This is a genomic window from Natranaerofaba carboxydovora (assembly GCF_022539405.1).
GTDB lineage: Bacteria > Bacillota > Natranaerobiia > Natranaerobiales > Natranaerofabaceae > Natranaerofaba > Natranaerofaba carboxydovora.
The window spans coordinates 3,052,966-3,077,826 of record NZ_CP054394.1; the positions used below are offsets into that span (position 1 = coordinate 3,052,966).

The 24,861-nt window shown below is 34.6% G+C and carries 23 protein-coding genes and 1 tRNA gene; 23 read left to right on the forward strand and 1 reads right to left on the reverse strand.

What is annotated here, in order from left to right; all coding sequences use genetic code 11:
- Positions 1 to 53 precede the first annotated feature (53 nt).
- The 6 genes from ilvA (at position 54) to pth (ending at position 5,748) form a co-directional block, all read left to right on the forward strand.
- Entirely contained in the window at positions 54 to 1,223 is a 1,170-nt protein-coding gene (ilvA, locus tag ACONDI_RS14470) for a threonine ammonia-lyase (protein WP_277397860.1), read from the forward strand.
- Positions 1,224 to 1,375: 152 nt separating this feature from the next.
- A complete protein-coding gene (gene spoVG / locus ACONDI_RS14475; RefSeq protein WP_241079242.1) occupies positions 1,376 to 1,660 on the forward strand; it encodes a septation regulator SpoVG in 285 nt (94 codons plus the stop codon).
- A gap of 209 nt (positions 1,661 to 1,869) precedes the next feature.
- Entirely contained in the window at positions 1,870 to 3,246 is a 1,377-nt protein-coding gene (glmU, locus tag ACONDI_RS14480) for a bifunctional UDP-N-acetylglucosamine diphosphorylase/glucosamine-1-phosphate N-acetyltransferase GlmU (protein ID WP_277397790.1), read from the forward strand.
- Positions 3,247 to 3,273: 27 nt separating this feature from the next.
- The gene (locus ACONDI_RS14485; protein ID WP_241079243.1) at positions 3,274 to 4,221 is read left to right on the forward strand and encodes a ribose-phosphate diphosphokinase; all 948 of its coding nucleotides are present in this window, start codon (positions 3,274 to 3,276) and stop codon (positions 4,219 to 4,221) included.
- A gap of 135 nt (positions 4,222 to 4,356) precedes the next feature.
- Positions 4,357 to 5,022, forward strand: coding sequence for a 50S ribosomal protein L25/general stress protein Ctc (locus ACONDI_RS14490; RefSeq protein ID WP_241079244.1), 666 nt, complete (start codon positions 4,357 to 4,359; stop codon positions 5,020 to 5,022).
- Between the two features lie 162 nt (positions 5,023 to 5,184).
- The gene (pth, locus tag ACONDI_RS14495; RefSeq protein ID WP_241079245.1) at positions 5,185 to 5,748 is read left to right on the forward strand and encodes an aminoacyl-tRNA hydrolase; all 564 of its coding nucleotides are present in this window, start codon (positions 5,185 to 5,187) and stop codon (positions 5,746 to 5,748) included.
- Positions 5,749 to 5,753: 5 nt separating this feature from the next.
- Here the strand turns inward: pth and ACONDI_RS14500 are convergent, their stop codons facing one another.
- The gene (locus ACONDI_RS14500) at positions 5,754 to 6,302 is read right to left on the reverse strand and encodes a manganese efflux pump MntP (RefSeq protein WP_241079246.1); all 549 of its coding nucleotides are present in this window, start codon (positions 6,300 to 6,302) and stop codon (positions 5,754 to 5,756) included.
- Positions 6,303 to 6,457: 155 nt separating this feature from the next.
- On the opposite strand from ACONDI_RS14500, the gene ACONDI_RS14505 reads away from it, so the two are divergent.
- The 17 genes from ACONDI_RS14505 (at position 6,458) to ACONDI_RS14585 (ending at position 24,858) form a co-directional block, all read left to right on the forward strand.
- Positions 6,458 to 6,841 (forward strand): hypothetical protein, encoded by a 384-nt coding sequence (locus tag ACONDI_RS14505; protein WP_241079247.1) that lies wholly within the window; start codon positions 6,458 to 6,460, stop codon positions 6,839 to 6,841.
- Between the two features lie 37 nt (positions 6,842 to 6,878).
- Complete coding sequence (mfd, locus tag ACONDI_RS14510; RefSeq protein ID WP_241079248.1) at positions 6,879 to 10,436, forward strand: transcription-repair coupling factor; 3,558 nt, start codon at positions 6,879 to 6,881, stop codon at positions 10,434 to 10,436.
- A gap of 105 nt (positions 10,437 to 10,541) precedes the next feature.
- On the forward strand, positions 10,542 to 11,096 hold the full coding sequence (gene spoVT / locus ACONDI_RS14515) for a stage V sporulation protein T (protein WP_241079249.1): 555 nt from the start codon (positions 10,542 to 10,544) through the stop codon (positions 11,094 to 11,096).
- A 214-nt stretch (positions 11,097 to 11,310) separates the two neighbouring features.
- Positions 11,311 to 12,423 (forward strand): nucleoside triphosphate pyrophosphohydrolase, encoded by a 1,113-nt coding sequence (mazG, locus tag ACONDI_RS14520; RefSeq protein WP_241079250.1) that lies wholly within the window; start codon positions 11,311 to 11,313, stop codon positions 12,421 to 12,423.
- A 140-nt stretch (positions 12,424 to 12,563) separates the two neighbouring features.
- A complete protein-coding gene (locus ACONDI_RS14525) occupies positions 12,564 to 12,839 on the forward strand; it encodes an HU family DNA-binding protein (protein WP_241079251.1) in 276 nt (91 codons plus the stop codon).
- 142 nt (positions 12,840 to 12,981) lie between these two features.
- A complete protein-coding gene (locus tag ACONDI_RS14530) occupies positions 12,982 to 13,959 on the forward strand; it encodes a SpoIID/LytB domain-containing protein (protein ID WP_241079252.1) in 978 nt (325 codons plus the stop codon).
- Positions 13,960 to 14,080: 121 nt separating this feature from the next.
- On the forward strand, positions 14,081 to 14,377 hold the full coding sequence (gene yabP, locus ACONDI_RS14535; RefSeq protein WP_241079253.1) for a sporulation protein YabP: 297 nt from the start codon (positions 14,081 to 14,083) through the stop codon (positions 14,375 to 14,377).
- A gap of 30 nt (positions 14,378 to 14,407) precedes the next feature.
- Positions 14,408 to 14,872 carry a spore cortex biosynthesis protein YabQ gene (yabQ, locus tag ACONDI_RS14540; RefSeq protein ID WP_241079254.1) on the forward strand — a complete coding sequence of 155 codons (465 nt, stop codon included), beginning with the start codon at positions 14,408 to 14,410 and terminating at the stop codon, positions 14,870 to 14,872.
- A gap of 89 nt (positions 14,873 to 14,961) precedes the next feature.
- Positions 14,962 to 15,282: an FtsB family cell division protein gene (locus ACONDI_RS14545; RefSeq protein ID WP_241079255.1), complete on the forward strand. Its 321-nt coding sequence runs from the start codon at positions 14,962 to 14,964 to the stop codon at positions 15,280 to 15,282.
- A gap of 83 nt (positions 15,283 to 15,365) precedes the next feature.
- Entirely contained in the window at positions 15,366 to 15,725 is a 360-nt protein-coding gene (locus ACONDI_RS14550) for a S1 RNA-binding domain-containing protein (protein WP_241079256.1), read from the forward strand.
- Between the two features lie 107 nt (positions 15,726 to 15,832).
- Positions 15,833 to 16,765, forward strand: coding sequence for a Ppx/GppA phosphatase family protein (locus tag ACONDI_RS14555; protein WP_241079257.1), 933 nt, complete (start codon positions 15,833 to 15,835; stop codon positions 16,763 to 16,765).
- A 50-nt stretch (positions 16,766 to 16,815) separates the two neighbouring features.
- Positions 16,816 to 16,892: transfer RNA gene (locus tag ACONDI_RS14560), tRNA-Met, on the forward strand.
- Between the two features lie 291 nt (positions 16,893 to 17,183).
- Positions 17,184 to 19,646 carry a stage II sporulation protein E gene (gene spoIIE, locus ACONDI_RS14565; protein ID WP_241079258.1) on the forward strand — a complete coding sequence of 821 codons (2,463 nt, stop codon included), beginning with the start codon at positions 17,184 to 17,186 and terminating at the stop codon, positions 19,644 to 19,646.
- A 130-nt stretch (positions 19,647 to 19,776) separates the two neighbouring features.
- A complete protein-coding gene (gene tilS, locus ACONDI_RS14570; protein WP_241079259.1) occupies positions 19,777 to 21,231 on the forward strand; it encodes a tRNA lysidine(34) synthetase TilS in 1,455 nt (484 codons plus the stop codon).
- On the forward strand, positions 21,231 to 21,767 hold the full coding sequence (hpt, locus tag ACONDI_RS14575) for a hypoxanthine phosphoribosyltransferase (protein WP_241079260.1): 537 nt from the start codon (positions 21,231 to 21,233) through the stop codon (positions 21,765 to 21,767). Before tilS ends, hpt begins: the two co-directional genes overlap by 1 nt.
- Positions 21,768 to 21,862: 95 nt before the next feature.
- Positions 21,863 to 23,872 carry an ATP-dependent zinc metalloprotease FtsH gene (gene ftsH, locus ACONDI_RS14580; RefSeq protein WP_241079261.1) on the forward strand — a complete coding sequence of 670 codons (2,010 nt, stop codon included), beginning with the start codon at positions 21,863 to 21,865 and terminating at the stop codon, positions 23,870 to 23,872.
- Positions 23,873 to 23,907: 35 nt separating this feature from the next.
- Positions 23,908 to 24,858, forward strand: coding sequence for a P1 family peptidase (locus tag ACONDI_RS14585; protein ID WP_277397861.1), 951 nt, complete (start codon positions 23,908 to 23,910; stop codon positions 24,856 to 24,858).
- Positions 24,859 to 24,861: the final 3 nt, after the last annotated feature.

Here is a 24,861-nt window from a genome sequence, read left to right on the forward strand (position 1 = left end):
TAAACATTAAAGATATCCAAAGAGCTAAAGAGGTTATATCAAAAAATGCTCACATAACACCCTTTAATTATTCTACTAACCTAAGCGAAATTACAGGTGTCAATATATTTTTTAAATTAGAATGCTTTCAAAAAACTGGATCATTTAAGTTTAGAGGAGCATACAATAAATTATTTTCTAACAAAGAAAGATTGTCAAATGGTGTTATTACCGCATCCGCCGGAAATCATGCTCAAGGGGTGGCCCTTGCTTCTAAAAAGTTAGGTATTGACTGTACCGTTGTAATGCCAGAAAGGGCTCCTTTGCCCAAAATTTCAGCTACAAGGGGTTATGGTAGCAAAATACTTCTTCAAGGGGAAGGATATGATGAAGCATTTGCAAAAGCAAATAAAATTTGTGACAAAGAGGGCAAAACTTTTATCCCTGCTTTTGATGATTATGAGGTGATTGCAGGTCAGGGAACGATTGCTCTAGAGATTTTTGAAGAAACAAATGATATAGATGTTATTTTAGTCCCTGTAGGTGGAGGGGGGCTTATCTCTGGGATAGCAACCTATATTAAAGAAAAAAACCCGAAGGTAAAAGTAGTTGGTGTGCAGACCAACAAGATCAATCCAGTAGCAAAGGGACATAAGACTAATGAAAATGCCATAAAAGAAGAGTGGGTATCAAAGCCAGATGAAGAAGTCAGGACAATAGCCGATGGAATTGCAGTCAAAAAGCCCGGTAAAAAGACTATGCCTATTATAAATAGATATGTAGATGATATGGTGAGTGTGGCAGAAGAAGACATAGCAGAAGCTATTTTGTTACTTCTTGAAAGAAATAAGATTATGGTAGAAGGTGCAGGAGCTGTTGGACTTGCGGCATTACTAAAAGGGGAACTTGAAGTAGATGGGAAAAATCTTGTGGCGGTTTTGTCAGGTGGCAATATTGACGTTAATATGATATCTAGGATAATTCAGCGGGGGCTAGCTAAAGCTGGTAGGATTACTAGAATATACACGGTTGTCTATGATAAGCCAGGGGCTTTAAAAAATATTCTAAATTTGATTTCTGATACGGGGGCAAATATTCTGTCAATCCAGCATATAAGAAAAGATCCTCGTTTATCTTTGGGCATGGTAGGGGTAGATTTTGATCTTGAGACCAGAGATGAAGAACATATAAATAAATTAATAGACTATTTAAAAACGCAAGGTTACAAAGTACAAAGAAAATAAGACGGGGCCCAAAAATTGCCAAAATACAAAACATTAAAAAGAAAGAGAATATTCAAAAAATTTTATAAAATTAAGCAGGAAATTTTATTTGTTTATAGAATTATAGAACACCGCAGAATTGAGACATAAACTTAGGAAGGTGGTGAACACTAATGTCAGTTGAAGTTACTGATGTAAGAGTCAGAAAAACATACGTCGAAGGTAAAATGAAGGCGATAGTTTCTGTAACACTTGGAGATGAATTTGTTGTACATGATGTTAGAATAATAGAAGGTAGTAAGGGGTTGTTTGTTGCTATGCCTAGTAAAAGAAGGGCAGATGGAGAGTTTAAGGATATTGCACACCCCATAACTACCCCTATGAGAAGCAAAATTCAAGACGCAGTTATAGAAGCTTATGAAAAAGAGATCAAAAATGAAGAGAAGGCTGTTATTTAATAATTTTAAGATGAAAATAAAGGAAATAAACATATTTGAAAAGGAGCGAAAGGCTCCTTTTTTTTTGCTGATTCATATAAATATGTTATAATCTTTATGGTATAATATAGCATGAAATTTATATTAGATTCTGGAGCCTTTTTGTACCAGAATCAGATTCATATTAGTATAATTAAAATTTCCTGCTAGAATGAATGGGGGATTATAGGGTGACTAAAGATTGTGCTGCGATTATACTTGCCGCAGGCAAAGGTACTAGGATGAAATCAAATACACCAAAAGTCTTACACTCTCTTTGTAATAAGCCGATGCTATGGCATGTGATTAAGTCTATAAATCCATTATCACGTGAGCAGGTTGTAGTGGTTGGGCATCAGGCAGAAAAAGTCAAGGAATTTTTAAATAAAAAATTTGATGAAACTAAAGTAATGACAGCTCTACAAGAAGAACAGTTAGGGACAGGGCATGCAGTCCTTAAAGCAAAGGAAGCTATATCAGATGTAGTGAAAGATGTTTTAATTGTTATGGGAGATACCCCCCTTCTTTTAACCGAAGAACTAAAAAATCTACTTAATTTTCATAGAGACAGTATGAATGCCTGTACTGTTTTGACAGCCAAACTTGATAACCCATCTGGATATGGAAGGATTGTTAGAAACTCTAATGGAGAAATTAATGAGATCATAGAAGATAAAGAAGCTAGTAAAGAGATAAAAGAGGTAAAAGAAATTAATACCGGGATATACTGTTTTAGAAAAGATATGCTTTTTTCTATGTTAGAAAAGTTATCTCCTTCAGAAGTTACGGGGGAATACTACCTTACTGATCTGATAAAACTTCTTAATTCAGAAAAGGAAAAAGTAGGAGCTAAAGAATTAAATGATTTTAGTTCTGTTTTGGGGATTAATGACAGAAAAGATCTAGTAGAGGCTCAAAAGATACTTCAAAAAAGAATAAATGAATTTCATATGGAAAATGGTGTTACAGTTATTGAACCAGAAAATACTATGATCGACCCGGAAGTGAGTATAGATAGTGATACTATAGTTTATCCTGGAACGTATTTGGAGAATGGCACAGTAGTAGGAGCAAACTGTATCTTGGGACCTGACACAAAAATATCTGATTCTTATTTAAAAGATAATGTGAAAGTTATACGCTCAAGCGTTAATGAATCAGTTTTGGAATCTTATGTGCAGGTAGGGCCTTATGCTCAGATTAGGCCTTATTCAAAGTTGATGGATGAGGTTAAAATTGGAGACTTTGTCGAGGTTAAAAATTCTCTCATAGGTGAAAAATCTAAAGCTTCTCACCTTTCGTATATAGGAGATGCTACTATAGGTAAAGAAGTAAATATAGGGGCAGGGACAGTTGTTGTTAATTATGATGGAAAAAATAAATATGAAACCATAATAAAAGATGGTGCTTTTATTGGATGTAATTCAAGCTTAATAGCACCTGTTAAAATTAATGAAGGAGCTTTTGTAGCTGCTGGAAGTACTATAACCGATGATGTGGAACAAGAAAGTCTCGCTATAGCTAGACAAAGGCAGGTCAATAAAAAAGGTTGGAGGAAACAAAAATAAAAGAAGTGTAGCCAGGAGGGTTAGAGATTGAGTAAAGATAAAGATGGAATAAAAATTTTTACTGGTAATGCAAATCCTGACTTAGCTGAAGAGATTGCGGACTACCTTAAAGTTGAACTAGGGAAGGGTCAAGTTGTAAGATTTAGCGATGGAGAAATTGATGTTATTATAGAAGAAAGCGTAAGGGGTTCTGATGTTTTTGTAATTCAACCGATTTGTGCTCCTGCAAATGAGAATCTAATGGAACTTCTAGTTATGCTAGATGCTCTTAAAAGAGCTTCTGCAAAAAATATTAATGTTGTTATTCCATACTATGGTTATGCTAGAAAAGATAGAAAAGCTAGAGCCAGAGATCCGATTACAGCAAAGCTAGTGGCAGATTTATTAACCACAGCAGGAGCAAACAGAATTATATCTATGGATCTTCATGCTGACCAAATCCAGGGCTTTTTTGATATTCCCGTGGATCACTTGATGGGGGGGCCTATAATAGGAAGGTATTTTAAAGAAAAAGATATGGATAATGTTGTGATTGTTTCTCCGGATATGGGAGGAGTCCCCAGAGCAAGGGCCCTTGCGGAGATTTTAGATTCTCCTATTGCTATAATTGACAAGCGTAGACCTGTGGATAATGTGGCTGAGGTTATGAATGTTGTAGGGGATGTTAAAGATAAATCAGCAATACTAATTGATGATTTAATTGACACAGCAGGGACTATAACCCTTGGGTCGGAAGCTCTTTTGCAAAAGGGAGCTAAAGAAGTATATGCCTGTTGTACACATCCTGTGTTAAGTGGACCTGCAATTGACAGGATCAAGGAATCACCTATTAAGGAAATGGTGGTAACAAATACTATCCCAATTCCTCCTGAAAAAAAATTGGACAAGATCAGCACTTTATCTGTTGCTCCTTTAATAGGGGAGGCAATATTAAGGATTCACAACAAAACTTCAGTTAGTACTCTTTTTGACTGAATTTTTACTAAAGAAATTTAATTAAATTTAAAATTATTATTTGACTTGAAAAAAAATAATGTATATACTATATTCTGATATCCTTCGAATAATATTGATTAATATTTTTGGATAAACCAAGAAAGGAGTTTATATATGGAAAGGATTGAAATTAAAGCTAGTACGAGAGGAAAGACTAAAAAGAGTGAGAGAAATAGGCTTCGAAAAGAAGGTAAGGTGCCTGCTGTTGTTTATGGGAGAGAGCTTGATAGCAGAAGTCTTGTTGTAAGTGTCAAGGATTTGAACAGGGTGCTAAACACAAAAGCAGGGGAAAACGTTTTGCTCCAATTAAATATTGAAGGTGAAGGAAACCACCCTGTGATGTTTAATGAAATTCAAAGAGACCCAATAAAGGAGTACTTCTTGCATGTAGACTTTTATGCAATAGACCTTAAAGAAAAACTAGAAGTTAGCGTGCCATTGAACATAGTTGGAGAGCCTAAAGGTACAGAAGAAGGTGGAGTAGCCCAGTATCAGATGCGCGAAATTGAGCTTAGCTGTCTACCTACTAACATACCTGATAGTATTGATGTTGATGTGAGTGAAGTTGATATTAACGAAAGCTTAAGCGCTCGTGATCTGCCTCTCCCAGAAGGTTCAGAACTTGTTACAGACCCAGATGAGACTATTATGTCCGTTGTAGTACCGACGGAAGAACCTGCAGAAGAGCCTGAAGAAGAAGGCGAAGAAGGTGAAGAAGGCGAAGAATTAAAAGAAGGTGAAGAAGCACAAGAAGAAAGTGAAGAAGAATCAGAAGAATAAACTACTTGTCTCTCGTACTGTCTTTAGAAGAACTGACTTTTGAAAGGATGGTATGAGAGACAATTAAACTTGTTATATTGTAAATTGTAATTAAATAGGTTCGATAAATAGGCGTGATCTTATATTAAGATGACGTCTTATATTTTTGATGGAGGGATAAATGTGAATCTTATTGTAGGGCTTGGAAATCCCGGGGTAAAATATAAAGAAACTCGCCATAATGTTGGATTTATGGTAGTTGAGGAAGTTGCTAAAAGAAATGAAGAGAAGATAGATCAGAGTAAATATAAGTCCATATATGGGCAGGTTTTAATAGAAAATGAAAAAGCATTTCTTATAAAACCTATGACATACATGAATAAAAGTGGTGAATCTCTGATACAGTGGAAAAACTTTTACAAAATAGAAAACAAAAATATTCTTGTGATTTACGATGACATGGATATGGAAGAAGGAAAAATAAAAATTAAGCCACAAGGTGGTGCAGGGGGACATAGGGGACTGGCCTCTATTATCAATTGTCTTGGAAGTGAACAGATACCTAGATTAAAAATTGGCATTGGAAAACCAAAACCCCCCATACAACCATCGGATTATGTACTTCAAAAGTTTAATGATGAGGAGCTTGAAGTGATAAAACAAGTGATCGGTCAGGCGGCAAGGGCAGCAGAAGAGTTTTGTTATAAGCCCTTAGAGGATATCATGACAAAATATAACAGCTATTGATTATTTTAAAAAAGTATAAAATATGCACCCATTATCACCAGCAATACTCCTCCTACAAGCTCTCCTTTGTTTTTTATGTATTTGGTTAACTGCCCACCAAGTAAAAGTCCAACTGCTGTCATAATAAAGGCTATACCACCAAAAATTAAAGCTATTAAAATAGAAGCTGCACCTGCAAGGCCAAGGGTTAAGCCAACTGTTAAGGCATCAATACTAACTGTAACAGCAAAAACTAGCAAACCGGTACCTCTGGTTAGATCAAATTTTGATGCTTTATCCTGTCCTTCCTGATATTGCACTATCATTTTGTAGCCTAAAAAAATTAATATAGCACCTGCAATAAAATCGCCAATCTCTTCTAAAAAGCCGGCTAAAAAGCTGCCCAAATAAATACCAATTAACGGCATTATTACGTGAAAAGCTCCTATCAATAATGCAATTTTTCCTATCCGTTGCAGTCTAAGAGTTTTGGTAGTCCCTACACCAAGAGATACGGAGAAGGCATCTGATGCAACGGCCACTGCTACCATAGTCATTATAAGTAAATTTGGCATGATTACCTCCTATAGTTTATAAATTTGATTCATCAAAATATTATAACCTAAAATATAAAATAAAAACAGGTAAATATAAATTGTTAAAAAGAGCTAGTATACTTATATAGTAAATTTTTTATAATAAAATATAAAAAAGATAAATGGGTGAAAAAATGGCTTTATTTGCGGGATTGTTGGCAGGGATGTGTGCTTTCTTGTATAATTTATTTGTTACATCTTTTTATAAAGACTCTGAATTTTATAAGATTGTATTTTCCCCAGTTGTTGAAGAGTTGACTAAAACTAGTGGGGCAGTGCTATTAGATGCAAATTTAATTTTAACCCATAGTGTTTTTGGGGTTATAGAATTTTTTTTTGATGTATATTACAACAAAAGTTCAGTTGAAACTGGAATTTTTGCTATTGCTTTTCACACTATATTTGGTACGGTTACTTTGATAGTGAAATTTTATACTGGCTATTTATCTCTAGGTATTTTACTTGCAATTTCACTCCATTTAACCATGAATTATATTATATATAAAAAGGCCCGGTAGATTTGGTCGTTATGTTGGAGGGATTACTATTACTGGATTGATCGATATTCTTAAAAAAGATGAGGTTTTTTACAGAATAAGTGATAATGTATTAAAAGATAAAAACCAGCTAATTACTGGTATATCAGAAAGCCAGAAAAGTCTATTTATTTCAACTTTGTATCAACATTATAAAAAAAAGATTTTGGTACTAACTCAAGACAACTATGAAGCAGAAAAAATATATACTGATCTAAGCAATTGGTTAGATAAGGATGAATTATTTCTTTATCCGGGTCATTCTGTGCTTCCTTTTGAGATGATAGGACACAGCAAAGATGTAGAATATGAGAGAGCAAAATTTTTTCACTGTCTCTTTTCTAAAAAGCCTTATGTAGTAGTGATATCGGTAAAAGCTTTTTGTGAGAAATTGCCCCCTAAAGAAGTTGTTGAAAGGAATATAGTTAATGTAAAAAGCGGCGAAAATGTAGAAATGGATGAGTTGTTAAAGCGCCTTGTTAGTTTGGGTTATGAAAAGGTGCAAATGGTTGAAGCTCCAGGACAGTTTAGCAGCAGGGGTGGCATAATAGATGTTTTTTCTATGGCTGAAGATTATCCTGTAAGGCTGGAACTTTTTGATGATGAAATAGAATCTTTAAGATATTTTGATGTAAAAACTCAAAGATCCGTTGATGAATTAAGTGAAATATTGATTCCCCCCAAAAATTATCTGGTGTTAGAAAAAAGCCTGATTGAAAAAGGTTCTAAAGCTATACAAAAGGAACTTAAAAATATTTCTGCTAAATTAACTAAAAAAGGGAAAAATTATGAGGCAAACAACTTAAAAGATAGGGTTAATCAGGAATTAGAATTTATCAAACAGGGGCTATATGTTTCTGGATCACAAAGATATATTAACTTCTTTTATGATAACATAGATGATTTTTTGGGTTTAATATCAGATGATACTCTTATATGGCTAGATGAAGCTAATCGCTTGAAAGAAAGTTATGAGTTTTTGGAGCACCAGATCGAAGAAGTATCTTCTTCTCTTTTGCAGGAAGGTAAGATACTTCCTTCCGAGAGTGACTTGTTTTTCAGACTAGAAGATATTATTAGTCCGTGTAAGAATCCTGTTATATTTTCACAAGGGCTAAAGCGTGAAGTTCCTTTCAAAAAGCCTATAAGTATAGAAACCCTGTCAAGCAAGCCGATGACAAGCTTTCAAGGAAATTGGGAGCTTTTTATCGGAGAGTTAAAACAATGGACCTATGATAAATATAAGATAATAATTCTTGCACCAAATGAAGAAAGGGTTAAAGCTTTAATAGAAAATTTAACAGCAGAAAGTATTAATGCTAGATTTGTAAAAGATTTTTCTGAGAGTATTGAGAGTATTGATGATAAGTCAGAGGTTTTGGTGACGGTAGGACAATTGAATAAAGGCTTTGCCTACCAAAATGCAGGCCTTGTTATTGTCAGTTATAAAGATATTTTTGGGGACAAGAAAAAAACCAGGATTAAAAGAGAAAAGAAACGTGAGGATACAATTAAGCTTTCTGACTACAGAGAGCTTAATGTAGGGGATTATGTAGTTCATGAACAGCATGGAATTGGTGAATACTTGGGGGTTAGTACCCTTGAAGTTAATGGACTTTTTAAGGATTACCTACACATAAAATATGCGGGAAATGATAAATTATATATTCCAACCGATCAGATCCACGAAATAGAAAAGTTTGTAGGAGGAGAAGGGAAGAAACCAAAGCTTTCCTCCCTTGGAGGAGGAGAATGGAATAAAGTTAAGAAAAAGGTGAAAAAGTCAGTTCATGATCTTGCAAAAGAACTTTTAGACCTTTATGCCAAGAGAAATGCCCAAAAAGGTTATGCATTTAGCCCGGATACTCCCTGGCAAAAAGAATTTGAAGATTATTTTCCTTATGAATTAACCCCTGATCAAAAGAAAGCGATTGAAGAAGTGAAAAATGATATGGAAAAAGAAAAAGTGATGGATAGGCTGTTGTGTGGAGATGTAGGTTATGGTAAGACAGAGGTGGCAATGAGAGCAGCGTTTAAGGCAATTATGGACGGCAAACAGGTGGCTATGTTAGTTCCAACCACTATTCTCGGAGAGCAGCATTATAAGACCTTTATAGAAAGATTTAATCCCTTTCCTGTTGATATCAGGGTTCTTTCTAGATTTAGCACCCTAGCTGAAGAAAAAGAAATTTTTGAAGGGATTAAAGAAGGCAAAATAGATATATTAATAGGGACTCATAAACTGCTGAATGAAAAAGTTAAATTTAAGGACCTGGGTTTATTAATAATAGATGAAGAACAGCGGTTTGGTGTCAAACATAAAGAACGGATAAAAATGCTAAGAAAAAATGTAGATGTCCTTACAATGACTGCAACTCCAATTCCAAGAACTCTTCATATGTCTCTTGTTAGTGTAAGAGACTTAAGTGTAATTGAGACACCGCCACAGGGAAGATTCCCGGTACAGACTTATGTTATGGAGTATTCCCCACAGCTAATAAGAGAAGCTATTAGAAGGGAACTTAATAGAGATGGACAGGTTTATGTAGTTTATAATAGAGTGCAGGGGATTAATAAAATTGCAAAAGAAGTTATGGAACTAGTCCCAGAAGCAAATATAACAGTAGCTCATGGTCAGATGGCTGAAAGAAAACTAGAAAAAGTGATGCTTGATTTTTTAGAAAAGGAATACGATGTTTTGGTATCAACATCAATTGTGGAGGCAGGACTTGATATTCAAAATGTAAATACAATAATTATTTTTGACGCTGATAGAATGGGATTATCTCAGCTTTATCAGCTTCGCGGAAGAGTAGGAAGAAGTGACAAAATGGCGTATGCTTATCTGACATATCGAAAAGACAAAGTTCTAACAAAAGAAGCTGAAAAACGTCTTCAAGCTATAAAAGAATTCACAGAGCTTGGTTCTGGCTTTAAGCTAGCTTTAAGGGATCTAGAGATAAGAGGTGCTGGGAATATCTTAGGTCCAGAGCAGCATGGTTTCATAATGGCCGTAGGATTTGATATGTACTGTAAAATGTTAGAAGACGCAGTAAAAAATATTAGAGGTGAATCTGAAGAAGATACCCAAGAAACAAAGACTCAAACAACTCCACAAGTAGAACTGAATTTAAATGCTTATCTTCCTTTTGATTATATTCCAGACCACGGTCAAAAGATAGATATCTACCAAAAGGTCAGTAAGATTGAAAGTTTAAAAGAAAATGAAGATCTTTATGAAGAGTTAAAAGATCGCTTTGGTCCACCGCCACAGCCGGCTTTAAATTTGCTTGATGTGGCAGCAATAAAAATAAAAGCAAAAAGTTGTGGGATAGGCTCTATTAGGGAAGAAGATAGCATTATTTTACTTGAGTTTAATTCAATGGAAAATATAAAAGGTCAAAAACTACTTATGCTTACAGAAAAGTTCAGGGATCGTTTGACAGTTTCTTATTCTGATGTATTGATACTAAAACTAAACAAAAAAGGACTCAGCGAAGATAAAATCTTAAAAATATTAAAAGAATTGCTTGATTCTCTATCAAAACTGAGAATGGACGAAGTAAAAAGCAGTTAAATCAGGATATAAAAGGTAGTGTATAAAATCTATTCTTCTAATAAATACTAACACTACAAAGCATAACCAAATGAGGAATGTCAGTTAAAAAGGAGGTAGGGAACATTGAAAGCAACGGGTATAGTTAGAAGAATAGATGACCTAGGTAGAGTTGTAATACCTAAAGAAATAAGAAGAACTCTTAGGATAAGAGAGGGGGACCCGCTGGAGATATTTGTTGATAGAGAAGGCGAAGTAATATTAAAGAAGTATTCTCCTATTGGAGAGTTAGGCGAATTTGCTCAGGAATATGCGGATGCTATTTATGAATCGGTAGAACATATTGTGTGTATATCTGATCGTGATATGATAATTGCAGCAGCAGGTGCCCCAAAAAAAGAATTTCAAAATCGTGCTGTATCTCCGGCAGTAGAGAGGGTTATGGATGATAGGCAGGCAATAATAATCAACGATCCAAGCGAACATCCTTATTATAAAAGTGCTGATGAAGAAGTGTTTACCAAATTTCAAGCTGAAGTAATATCTCCAATTGTTGCACAAGGTGATGCCATCGGGGCAGTTATTATTGGAAGTAAAGAGAAAAATGTAGAAATGGGAGATCTAGAATTTAAAATTGCCCAAACGGCGGCAGGATTTTTGGCAAAACAAATGGAACAATAACAGGGAGCGTCAAACGCTCCCCTTTTTCTTTAGTTAAACTCATCGGCGAATTCGTTTAGTAATTACATCGGCGTCATTAGGCCTTATTTATCCTGCTTTCTCATCAAGATGTATTGCAATTAAAAACAAAACTTTGTTCATATGACTTTTTGTACCAGAATCATAAATAACTAAAAATAAAAGAAGAAAGGGGGTTAAAGCCGTTACAAGATGTTTGGAGATTAACTTTGAAGAAATCTGGCTAATATATTGTCAAAATCCTTTAGAAGACTGCTTAACGCTAAAACATTATGAAATATTAAAAGAAAAAGAAAGTATTATTTCTTGTACCCCAGGGATTGATAAGAACTTTTTTGCAGAAGAAAGTTTAGAAATTACCCAAGTGGACTCTAAAGAATCACTTAATAAAGTATTAAAAAATTATAAAGGATCAAAATTTATCTTTTTGATTAATGAAAAAGATAAGCTTTTTTTGGACATGTATTTGATATCTTTAATTAGAAACAAAGATGTCTTGATAAAAAAAGAAAAATTGTATGATCTGCAAAATGAAAGTAACTTGTTAACCTTGATGGATATTATGAGAGTTCTTCGGGGTGATAATGGCTGTCCTTGGGATAAAAAACAAAGCCATGAGTCTTTAAAACCTTACGTTATTGAAGAAGCTTACGAAGTTGTGGAAGCTGTTGATAGAAACTCTATGGAAAATCTGTGCGAGGAACTAGGGGACTTATTGTTACAAGTTGTATTTCATGCGGCCTTAGCTGAAGAAAAAGAAGAATTTTATATAAGCGATGTTATACAAGGCATTGAAGAAAAAATGATAAGACGCCATCCGCATGTATTTGGAGATGTTAATATTGAAAGTGTAAGCCAGGTAAACGAGAACTGGGATAAAATTAAACAAAAAGAAAAGAAAGAAGCGAATAATAAATCAAAAATACTAAAAGATCCGAAACATTTGCCTGGGCTATTAAGAGCTGAAAAGATTCAATCTCAAGCGAAAGATGTAGGTTTTGATTGGGAAAGTAAAGAAGGTGCTTTAGAAAAAATGAAAGAAGAACTTAAAGAATTAGAGAATGCATATAAGGGAAATATTCGGGAAAAAATAGAAGAAGAACTTGGAGACCTTTTATTTTCTGTGGTAAACGTTGCCAGATTTATGAATGTTTCACCAGAACTATCTTTACAAAAGACTATCGAAAAATTTTATCGTCGATTTTCATACATTGAAGAAAATATTAAAAAACAAAATCTAAAATTCGATGAATGTGAACTTGAAGATTTAGACAAACTTTGGGAAAAGGCAAAAAAATCGGGTTTTTAAGCATTTTTTAAAATAAAATAGCAGGAATTTACTGATATATTTAGAATTAACCAATACGTAAAACAATATTTTCAGTTAAGTCTTTGTTTGGAAGGGCTTTGGAGGATATAATTTTAATAAATTAGGAGGGGTTTGATCTTATGAACAAATCAGAATTAATTGAAAAGGTTGCTCAAGAAGCAGGATTGACGAAAAAAGACACTGAAAAGGCAGTAAACAAAGTTTTTGATGTTATTTCTGAGGAGTTAGCTAAAGGAGAAAAAGTTCAGCTTATTGGTTTTGGCACATTTGAAACTAGGGAAAGAGCCGCTAGAGAAGGGCGTAATCCATCTACAGGAGAGGTTATTCAAATAGAAGCAACAAGAATACCCGCCTTTAAAGCAGGAAAGTCACTCAAAGAAAAAGTTAAAAAGTAGAATAAAAAAGTAGAATGATAATGTGGAGTAATGATGTATGATTAAAAGAAATTAGGCAAGGCCTAGTTTCTTTTTTTTTAGTATATTTTTCCCCCAGTATCAAATAATAAACTTAAAAGACTCAGTTGGGGGGTATAAATTGATGGTTAAGAGAAAAACTATGCTTTGTTTTGTATTGATTACAATTTTAAGTCTTCCTTTATTTATTGGATGTGAAAGTGTGCCAAAGGATGATGAAGAGGGAGCAAAACCTGAAATACCTGAACCTATTTCAGATGGTGAAGGAGAAGAACCTACTTTGGCAGTTTATTTTCATGAGGAAGAGGAAATAGAAGAAATGGAATTTGAAGAGTATATCAAAGGAGTTGTAGCCGGTGAAATGGAGCCTGATTGGCCAGAAGATGCTCTTGCAGCCCAGGCGATAATAGCAAGATCATTTACCCTTCACAAAATTGACAATGAGGGCGGCTTAGAAGATAGGGATGCACATGCATCAACTGATATTGAAGAATTTCAGGCCTATAGCGAAGAAGATATCACAGAACAGGTGGAAAATGCTGTTGATGATACAAGAGGTGTGGTAGCTACACATGACAACGAATATATTCAAGCCTGGTTCCATGCTTTTGCTGGACCGAGAACTGCTCTTGCAACAGAAGGGTTGGATTTTGAAGATGAAAATCCTCCATATATACAGATAGTTGAAAGCCAGGGGGATGAAATAATACCAGAAGAAGAGGGAGAGTGGGAACTAGAACTTCAGAACGAAGAAATTATTGAAGCAGCTTCAGAAGCCGGAGCAGAAGTCCAAGAAGATAATTTGGAAATGGAAATTGCTGAAGAAGGCCCATCAGGTAGAGCGACAGTTCTAGAAATAGGCGAACAAGAAGTTTCGGCACCTGACTTCAGATTAGCAGTAGGAAGCGAAGAGATGAGATCGACATATATTGAAGAATTAGAAAATAATGATGACGGTGTAAGGCTTGAGGGTGAAGGCTTTGGTCATGGAGTAGGGATGTGTCAGTGGGGAGCCAAAAAGTTAGCGCAAGACGGTGATGAACCAGAGGATATAATGAGATATTTTTATGAAGATATAGAAATCAGCAAAATATGGGACTAACTGGCAAAAAAGGCGTGCAAAAATGTACGCCTTTTTTAATGCCTAATATGTCATAAACCTAAAGGTTGATAAATAGAATTTAGATAAAAGTGTACAAAATTTAAAAAAGGGGGAAGTAATAATGGAAGAAAGGCTAGAAAAGAGTGAAGGACACAAATTAATTATAAATAACAGACAATTTAGCGAAATCACAGGGGTGCTACATGTTGATAGCTTTGATGATGAAGAAATTGTAGTTGAAACAGAGCTTGGACTATTAGCCTTAAAAGGAGAAGAACTAGATATAAAAGAACTAAACTTAGATGAAAAAGTATTAACTGTTGAAGGGATCATACTTGAAGTTAGTTACTCTGAAGAGAGTGGACAAAGAGGGGTGAAAGATAAGAGTAAAAGTTTGCTTGGAAAAATATTTAGATAGTTAATAGGCTCTTTAAGGAGAATTAAACCTATGGGTTTTTTATATGAGCAGTTGTTTACCTTTTCCGTATCTATTGTTTACGGGATTTTTGTGGGTGTGATTTTTGATTTTTATCGGACTTTGAGGGGAAAGAAGAAGATAAATAGGATTTTATCAGATGTATTAGATTTATTAATATGGCTTGTTATTACGGTTATTTTTATTTTTGTATTACTGTCAAGTAACTGGGGCGAAGTCAGGGCTTATGTTTTTATGGGTCTTGTAATGGGTGTGTTAATTTATTATTCTTTTTTTTCGTCTTTTATTACAGAAGGCTATCGTAATCTTTTTTCTTTGATTAAAAAGCTATTTAATTTAATCTTAAAATATATTATTGTGGCTCTTGGTTTTTTTAGTGTCCCCGTATTATTTTTTCTAAAAATGATAAAAAAATTGTGTGATTTGTTATTAAAGCTGGCAAATAGATTAAAAAAATTAATTAAAAGAAATAATTAGCAGGAATAAAAAGTTTTTTCAGAGAAAATATAACAACAAGGCAGGTTTATGCATTAAAATAAGATTATGTCTAGTGGGGGCGCTATATCATGACAGCAAAGAGTAAAAATAATATCAAAGTGAAATCGAGTGTTTTTAGGGCTATAATATTAATACTTACTGTGTATTTTGTTTATTTATTCTATACTCAGACCGTTAATCACGTAGATCTAATCAGTAAGAAAGACGAAATAGAGAAAGATATCAAGGAAATAAAATCAGAGATAGACGAGTTGGAAACAAAAATTTATAAATTAGATGATAAAGAACAGGTGGAGTTACTAGCAAGAGAAAGGCTAAGGTTAATTGGTTCAGATGAAATTTTGATAAATGTGAGAGAACACATGTCTGAAGAAGGAAAATCTGATTGATGGGACATAATGGTTTCTTGACGTGGTTTTTATAGTACGATATAATTAGATAAAGAATTTTTGAGGGAGGAATATTAACAGTTATGACGTTGAAAGTAGGCGGAGTAGTGGAAGGTGTCGTTAAAGGTATTACAAATTTTGGTGCTTTTGTAGAACTTCCAGGAGGACAGACAGGACTTGTACACATCTCGGAAGTAGCTGACACTTATGTTAAAGATATTCGTAAATATCTTAACGAAGAAGACAAAGTCAGAGTGAAGGTTCTAAGTATTGACGGGAAAAAAATTGGTTTATCAATTAGAAAAGTTAAAGAGAACAAAGAAAAACTTGTTTCTTTTGAAGACAAGTTGGCCAAGTTTTTAAAAGAAAGTGATGAGAAGCAAAAGGATATCAAGAAAAATGTAGAGTCTAAAAGAGGAGATAGAGACTCGAATGCGTTTTAACGTAACTATATAAAAAACTAATTTAAATAAAATATGAAAAAAAGTCCAAAAGCGCTTAAACAGCGCTTTTTTTATATTATGTGCTAGTTTTTGACATTATTATGGGGGTGATTATTATTATAAATAACACTGTGGCTGTGATAGATATTGGAAGTAATTCTATTAGGTTAATGATTGCCAAAATAGAAGGACAAAGTATTAAAGAATTAGTTAAAGAATTAGAAACGACAAGGATGGGAGAAGGATTAGGGAAAAGTGGATACATAAAACCAGATGCAACCTATAAAAGCTTAAGTGTACTTTCTCATTATCTAGATTTAATTGAAAATTATGGTGCTAAACTATGTAGTGTTATAGGAACAAGTGCTTTGCGGGAAGCAAGTAACTCAAAGGATTTCTTGAAGAAAGTAAAGCATAAATTGGGGATTGAAGTTGAAGTTATAAGTGGTACAAAAGAAGCTTTGTTAAGTGCCAAAGGTGCTTTGTATGACAAAACCCCCGAAAAATATTTAGTGTTTGACCTGGGTGGAGGAAGCCTTGAGCTAATAAATAAGGATGTAGAACTTGTTAAGAGTATTCAAATCGGCGCTGTTAAGATGTATGAGAAGTTTAGTGATTATACTGGTTATGTGGATCTAGACAAAATATATAATGAAGTAATGAAAGTTTTGGAAACTAATATTGAATATAATAAACTAGGGTTAGGTAGCAAAGAATATTTAGTGGGAGTAGGGGGCACGGCAACAACGTTTGCAATGCTTGACCAAAAATTAATACAGTACGATCATAATAAAATTCAGGAGTATTATATTAGCAATGAAAGGATATCTGAAATTACTTTAAGATTAAATAATCTTAGCTTAGAGGAAAGAAAAAAAGTAGCAGGTATGCCTAAAAACAGAGAGGATATTATTGTTTCTGGAGGAGGAGTGCTTTGGGCTTTGTTAGACTATCTATCATATGATGGTTATTATGCTAGTGATAGAGACCTGTTATACGGCATGATATTTGAAGAAATTTCAAGAAGGTTAAATACTTGACTTTGGTTAAAAAATCGGTTACAATGCATTAGCAGTAAAAAAACTTTCATCGCGGGGTGGAGCAGTCTGGCAGCTCGTCGGGCTCATAACCCGGAGGTCGCAGGTTCAAATCCTGCCCCCGCAACCAATTTAAAATATAAAAAGTCAATTAATTAAAAAAATAAAAAAAGACATAAAAAAAGAACAAATTATTTGTTCTTTTTTTATGTCTTTTTTTATTTTCGACACCAACTCGATTAAGTCAAGGACAAATTAAATCTTTTTAAAAAACTTTCGGGGCTAATATGTCGATAAAAAATTTTTTCAGGTTAAATAATTAGACAGACTTTTTTTTGATATAGCTATATAATATGCCCTACCAAATTTAAAAATTAAAGAGTAATAAAGTGCCATAATAAACTTAAAGGAGTGGATAGCTATGTCATTTAGGACGCAATCGTTAAAACCGTATCGAAGAATGTATGAACCTGAAAAAGAAGAAAAGAATAGAAGTGAACTAAAGGATAAGCTCGGTGCAAATAGTGGAAAACAGTTTGAACTTTTAAAACTATACTTAAAAGACTCAATATCCTGGTTTTATGTTTTAGGCGGGTTTTTCCTTGCCCAAAGTACACTTATTGAGGGGATCTTTCCGTTTGCTATAGCATTGGTGATTGCCCTTAAAAAAGAAAATTCTAAGTATTTTCTTCCAGGATTTTTAGGTTGCTTTGTAGGAGAGGTGATAAGGTCAGGTGTCTTTGGACTACTTACAATGACAGCTATAATTTCATCCTTAATATTGATTGATTATTTACAGGACAAGCTCAAATTTAAAAATGTAAACTGGTGGGTTGGTGTAGCTTTATTATATGCAGGTATTAATCTAGTTCCTTTAATGCCTGGAGGTATTAATAATTACCAACTTTATAGATCTATGTTTGACGCCTGCTTAATGTTGATAACGAGTGTTATATTTTGCCAGTCTATTGCTCAAATCGAGGTGCAAAAATGGCCTAAATCTAACAAAAAAGAAGAAGTAATACCACTTTCTTTTATGTTTGTGTTGATAATTTTAGGTATGGAAAGTTTGATTGTTGTAGGGCTTAGCTTACAGCACATTTTTATAAACATAATAGTTTTGATCTTTGGTTATATAGCGGGAGGAGGAATAGGGGCTGCTTCAGGAGCGATCTTAGGAAGTGCTCTAGTGTTTTCTAATCCCAATCCTGCTTTTATAGGTGCACTTACCCTTGGTGGCTTCTTGGGGGGAGTTTTTAATGATTTCAAAAAGCCGGGAGCTATTTTGGGCTTTTTGATAGGGGCTAGCATTATGACTTTTTATTTAAGTAGGCCATTTGAAATTATAGGAGCATTTCAAGAGCTAGCTATAGCAGCTATAGTATTTATGTTATTACCTTCAAAATTTATAGAATACACTAAAATGTTCTTTCCTTTGAATAATGATGACCTTGATGAGAAAAGGCATTTAAGTGAAATGTTAAGTAAAAGAACAGATGAGCTTTCTTTAATATTTGATGAGTTGTCTAGTACTTTTAATGAAGCTAGCGATATGCAAGCTGAGACTAGAGTAGAGATAGAAATGTTTATGGAAAAAGCTGCAAATAATATTTGCCTTGGTTGTAAAAAATATAAAAACTGCTGGGAAAATAACTTCTTTTCTATTTATAGAGGAATGGTAGAGACTTTGAGTAATATAGAAAATAAAAATGATGGAGATATGATAGAAGATAAAGACCTATCCCCTCATTTAATTAAGCATTGCCTTAGGCCATCTGCTTTAAAATATAAGCTAAAAACCATATATGATATATTTAAAGTTGAGGTATTTTGGCAAAGAAAAGTGAGTGAAAATCAGGAATTTGTTGCAGAGCAGCTTAAAGGGATAAGTGATATAATGGGTAAAATCTCTTGTGAGCTAGAACGTGAACTGAAAGGTGAAGAGGAAATAGAGTCTAAACTGATTAAAAAACTGGTTGCAAACAAAGTACCTGTACAAGCAATTGAAACCAATAAACTAGGAAATGGAAGGTTGTGTGTTAATGTCAAATTAAAAGAGTGTAGTGAAAAAGACTTGTGTGATAGACATGTAAACCAGTATGTTTCAGAAATATTAGGTGAAAAAATGATGGTAGTTAGAAATAGCTGCTTTTATAGAGCTGAAGAAGGGGCATGCAGTTTTACCCTTAGTCCCTTTAAAGCGTATAATATTATAACGGGTGTATGCCAGATTAATGACAAAAATGAACAAACATGTGGTGATAGTTACTTATCTCGCCAGCTAAAATCTGGGCAGCATTTGCTTTTGTTAAGTGATGGTATGGGCAAAGGAGAAAAAGCGAAAAAGGATAGCGAAGCAGCAATTAAATTACTCGAAAGACTTTTGAATTCGGGTTTTGATCGTAACCTTGTAATAAAAAATGTTAACTCTATCCTAAATCTTAGAAATAAAAAAGAGTCTTTTGCTACCATGGATATGGTATTAGTTGACATGTTAACTGGCGAAGGTGAATTTTATAAAGCGGGAGCTATGCCGACGTATATAATTAGAGAAAACGAAATACAGAAAGTAGAAGGAGAGTCTTTGCCAGCTGGTATATTAAATAACTTAGAACCGACGATTAGTAGGGTTAAACTAACAGAAGAGGATGTACTTGTTATGGTAAGTGATGGTGTCTTCTCTTTAGAAGATAACGAAATAGAAAAGGATTGGCTAGAAAAAGAACTAAATAACCTTAAAGACTCACCCCCCCAGGTGCTAGCTGATGAACTCTTAAGTAAGGTGGTAAGAAGGCATTATGGAGAGGTAAGTGATGATGTCACTATAATGGTAAGTAAAGTAAAAAAGAACTTTAGGCTTAAAACGGGAGTCGAAATTTTATAGTTGTATTGTAAGTGTTAGGTTGGGGTATAATTTTGTATATATTTAATATTAATATTTGCAGGATTTATTTTAATGTTGGAGAATAGACTAAAGACAAAAATAATAAAGATTACCAGGTGGCTATTGATTTATGAAAGATGAGTTTTTGGACCAAGTTAAGTATGTGATTGAAGATTTAAACTTAATACCTGAAAAATCAAAAGTTATAGTGGCGGTTTCAGGAGGGCCGGACTCGGTTGCCCTCCTTTGTGTGTTAAATCAGTTAAAAAAAGAATTAAATTTTAGCCTTCATGTGGCTCACTTAAACCATGGCTTTAGAGAAGAAACTGCTAAGGAAGATGCAGACTTTGTGAAAGGCTTATCCAACAGATTAGATGTTCCATGTACAATAAAAAAGTGGAATGTAAAACATTATGTCAAAAAGAAAAAAGTGTCACCTCAGCAGGGTGCAAGGACGCTTAGATATAGGTTCTTGGCCAGGGTAGCAGAGAAAGAAGGGGCTAACTTATTGGCATTTGGACATAATAAAAATGACCAGGTTGAAACGTTTTTCATGCGATTATTAAGGGGAAGCAGTCTTGAAGGACTAAGTGGTATTCCTATAAAAAGAAAATTAGAAGAGGAAGAGGTTTATAATCTTAATAAGAACATACACATTATTAGGCCCCTTTTGTATGTGGAACGGGAAAAAATTGAGAAGTACTTGCAAAACTTAAATCAATCGTTTAAGATTGATCCAACAAATGAAGAATCTTTATATTTGAGAAATAAACTTAGAATAGAGATACTGCCTCAGCTAGAAAAAATTAATCCTAATTTAAAAAGCCTGATCTTTAAGACAGCAGAGGGCTTATCAGTTGATAGTGATTATTTAATGATTCAATCAAATGAACTATACCATAAAGCTAGGCTTGACTCTAGAAAAGGTCTTGTTAGATTAAATACGGCTTTTTTAAAAGATGAACACACGGCTTTGGTCAGTAGAGTTTTGAAAAAGGCTGCAAAAATTGCCTCGGGTAAAGAAATAGAAAAAAAACATATTAATTATATTCAAGGAGTAATTTATAAAAAAGAAAATCAAATTATTTTACCTGGGAAGATTAAAGTATATCTAAAGAAAAATGTATTAACTTTTGTTACATTAAAGAATAAACTTGAGCAAGATTATTATGAAAAAAAATTAAATGTTCCTGGAATTACTTGCTTTGAGCCTTTAGATTGCTGTATAAAAGCTGAAATTAAAGATAAGGACAGAGCCATCACAGAAGAATTTATTGAAAAACCTCAGGAGGCTTTTTTGGATTATGATAAAATAGATAAGGGAAATATTATCGTTAGAACTCGCTTGAAAGGTGATGAATTTTATCCGTTAGGAATGAACCACGCCAAAAAATTAAAAGATTTTTTTATAGATATCAAGGTCTCAAAAGAAGAGCGAGATATTACTCCTATTGTTGCCTCAAAAGGCGAAATTGTATGGGTTTGTCCTTTTAGGATAAGTGAAAGGTTCAGAGTAACTCCAGAAACTAAAAGAATATTGCACCTAAAATTAGTTAACAAAACCGGGGAGGAGGTCTATAAATAATGGCCAGAACAGAAAAACTTGAAGAGTTAATAAGTAATGACGAAATCCAGGATAGAGCAAAAGAGTTAGCCGAAGAGATAGAAAGGGATTATCAAGGTAGAGAGATAGTGATTGTCTGTGTTCTTAAGGGTGCCTTTATTTTTACTGCAGACTTGATTAGATACCTGTCCCTTCCCTCGCAAGTAGAGTTTCTTGCAGTGTCTAGTTATGGTTCTTCAACAAAATCAAGCGGTGTAATAAAGATAATCAAAGATTTAGATGTAAATATTCAAGGAAAAGATGTACTTTTAGTTGAAGATATAGTAGATACAGGCCTTACCTTGAATTATTTGAAAGAGAACCTAAAGTCTAGAGGGCCTGAATCACTAAAAATATGCACACTACTTGACAAACCTGATAGGAGAGAAGTTGATATACATGCAGATTATGTAGGTTTTGTTATAGATGATTATTTTGTGGTAGGATATGGGTTAGATTATGGTGAAAACTATAGAAATCTGAGAGGTGTTAATTTATTACCAGAAGAATATATCTAAATTTTTAGGTGCCTTGGTTTATTAATTTAGTTGATTGATTAATGCTGTTATGGTAAAATTAGCGAAGTGTCACCGGGAAGAGAGGAGGGCTCTTTTTGAATCGTTTTACAAGGCAAGCTATTTTGTACTTGTTGATATTAATGATAGTTGTTGGGGTTTTCCAACAACTAAATCAACCAAATGATGAAAGGGAAAAAATTTTATATACGCAGTTCCTAGAACATGTTGAAGAGGATAGGGTTAACAAAGTAGATATTACCGAGCAGGAGATAGAAGGAGAACTGGCTGATGGGACTGAATTTCGAACTGTTGATCCAGGAGATCCGGAGCTGGTATCTATATTGAAGGCTAAGGATATAGAGATTGAAGGACATATAGAAGAAGGGCCACCTTGGTGGGCTTCTATGTTCACTTACATTATACCCTTCTTGCTTTTGATTGGGATATTTTTCTTCTTCATGCAGCAGTCGCAAGGTGGCGGAAGCAAGATGATGAATTTTGGAAAGAGTAAAGCAAAACTGCATGAGGGTGAAACTCGGAAAAAAGTTACCTTCAAAGATGTAGCAGGAGCTAATGAAGAAGAAGATGAACTGGCAGAAGTTGTTGAATTTTTGAAAGAACCACAAAAATTTATCGAACTAGGAGCTAGAATTCCGAAAGGGGTGCTTCTAGTAGGGCCCCCGGGAACCGGGAAAACCCTGCTTGCCAGGGCAATCGCTGGGGAGGCTGATGTTCCGTTTTTTAGTATCAGTGGCTCTGATTTTGTGGAGATGTTTGTCGGTGTAGGTGCATCTAGAGTTAGAGACTTGTTTGAAAATGCAAAGAAAAATTCTCCGTGCATAGTTTTCATTGACGAGATTGATGCAGTAGGCCGTCAAAGGGGAGCAGGACTTGGCGGAGGTCATGACGAAAGAGAGCAAACTTTAAACCAGCTGTTGGTTGAGATGGATGGTTTTGATGTTAATGAAGGAATAATTGTTATTGCCGCAACTAATAGGGCTGATATTTTGGATCCTGCCCTTTTAAGACCGGGAAGGTTTGACCGTCAGATAGCTGTTGATGCTCCTGATAGACAGGGGAGAAAAGAAATCTTGCAGGTGCATATAAAAGGAAAACCGATTGATGAAAGTGTTGATTTAGATATAATTGCTAGAAGAACGCCAGGATTTACGGGTGCCGATCTAGAAAACCTTGTTAATGAAGCCGCTATTTTAGCGGGTAGGAGAAGTAAGAAAAAGCTGACAATGAGTGAGTTAGAAGCGTCAATCGACAAAGTTATAGCTGGCACAGAAAAGAAAAGCAGGGTGATAAACGAGAAAGAGAAGAAAATTGTCTCCTATCATGAGGCCGGACATGCTATTGTTGGATATCTTCTCCCTCATACAGATCCTGTGCATAAGGTTAGTATAGTCCCTAGAGGTGGGGCTGGAGGCTTCACCTTAATGCTTCCTGAAGAAGATAGGTATTTTATGACAAAAACTGAGTTGGTTGAAAGGGTATCTACTTTATTAGGAGGAAGAGTTGCTGAACAGCTTGCTCTTGGTGAGATAAGTACAGGGGCTCAAAATGACTTAGAAAGAGCGACTGAAGTTGTTAGACAAATGATAATGAATTATGGAATGAGTGAAAAACTTGGTCCTGTAAATTTAGGTGGGAAGCAAAGTCAAGTATTTTTGGGTAGAGATATAGCTCAGGAAAGAAATTATAGCGAGGAAGTTGCATATACAATAGACAAGGAACTTCACGATATTATCGAGAGCATGTACAGAAAAGCAGAAGAGATATTAACTGAAAATAGAGACAAACTTGAACTTCTAGCCAAGGCACTTATGGAAAGAGAAAGCTTAAATGCAGAAGAAGTAAAATTACTAATGGAAGGTAAGGAACTACCACCTTTAGAAAAAGGTGAAGCTTCAGATGCCGATATATCTGATAACAATGAGTCAACAAAAGGTGAAGAAGATCCGAAATTCAAAATAGGATTTAACGATGATGAAAAGAAGGATGAGGAAACTGAAAGTGAAGAAAAAGATGTAGATGATGATTTAGGTAACAATGAAGATAATAATAATGAAGATGATAATAATGAGGATAAAAAAGAGTAATAATAAAGAGGTGACAGAGGTTTAGTATTTTAGATATAAATGGAATACAGGTAGGCCAAGAAAGTGACTGGCAAGGTGGTACTGGTTGTACGGTGGTACTCTGCCCTGATGGTAGTGTATGTAGTTGTGACATTAGGGGGGGTGCCCCGGGAACTAGAGAGACAGACCTTTTAAATCCGGTGAACGCAGTCCAGGGCTTTAATGCCCTGGTGTTTTCCGGTGGAAGTGCTTATGGGCTAGAATCTTCTCATGGTGTTATGGAGTACCTTGAGGAAAATAACACTGGAATCATAACTCCTAGTGGTATAGTCCCAATTGTGTCACAGGCTATCTTATATGATCTTGATGTAATTGATAATAAAGTAAGACCAGATTCAAAAATGGGAAAAAAAGCAGTAAAAAAAGCTAAAGAAGAAAATGGTTACATAGAAGAAGGAAGTTTTGGTGCAGGCACAGGTGCTACCGTAGGGAAAATTCTTGGGACTAAAAATAGCACAAAAGGCGGGATAGGTACTTTTAGCACAAAGATAAGCAGAGAAGTAAAAGTTGGAGCTTTAGTTGTTGTTAATAGTTTTGGCGATGTTATTTCCGAGGTTGGGAATATACTTGCTGGTCCTAGAAAATCGAATAATGATTTTGTGTCTACTATTGACGTTTTAGAAGGTAGTGATGGAGGAGGCGGCTTTGGTGGTTTGGGTGTTAATACTACGTTAGCCTGTGTAGCAACAGATGCATCCCTTGACAAATCTCAAGCAAAAAAAATTGCCCAAAGTGCTCATAACGGCATAGCTAGGGCAATAAGGCCAAGTCATACTATGTTTGACGGTGATAGTGTTTTTACAATATCTACTGGTGAAAAGAAAGACTGTACAGTAGATATTAATTTGTTAGGATATTACGCTGCCTTAACTGTAGAAAAATCAATAAGAAATGCTATATCAAATGCTAAAGGAATAGGTGGAATTCCTGCTTATAGTGAGATATGATTA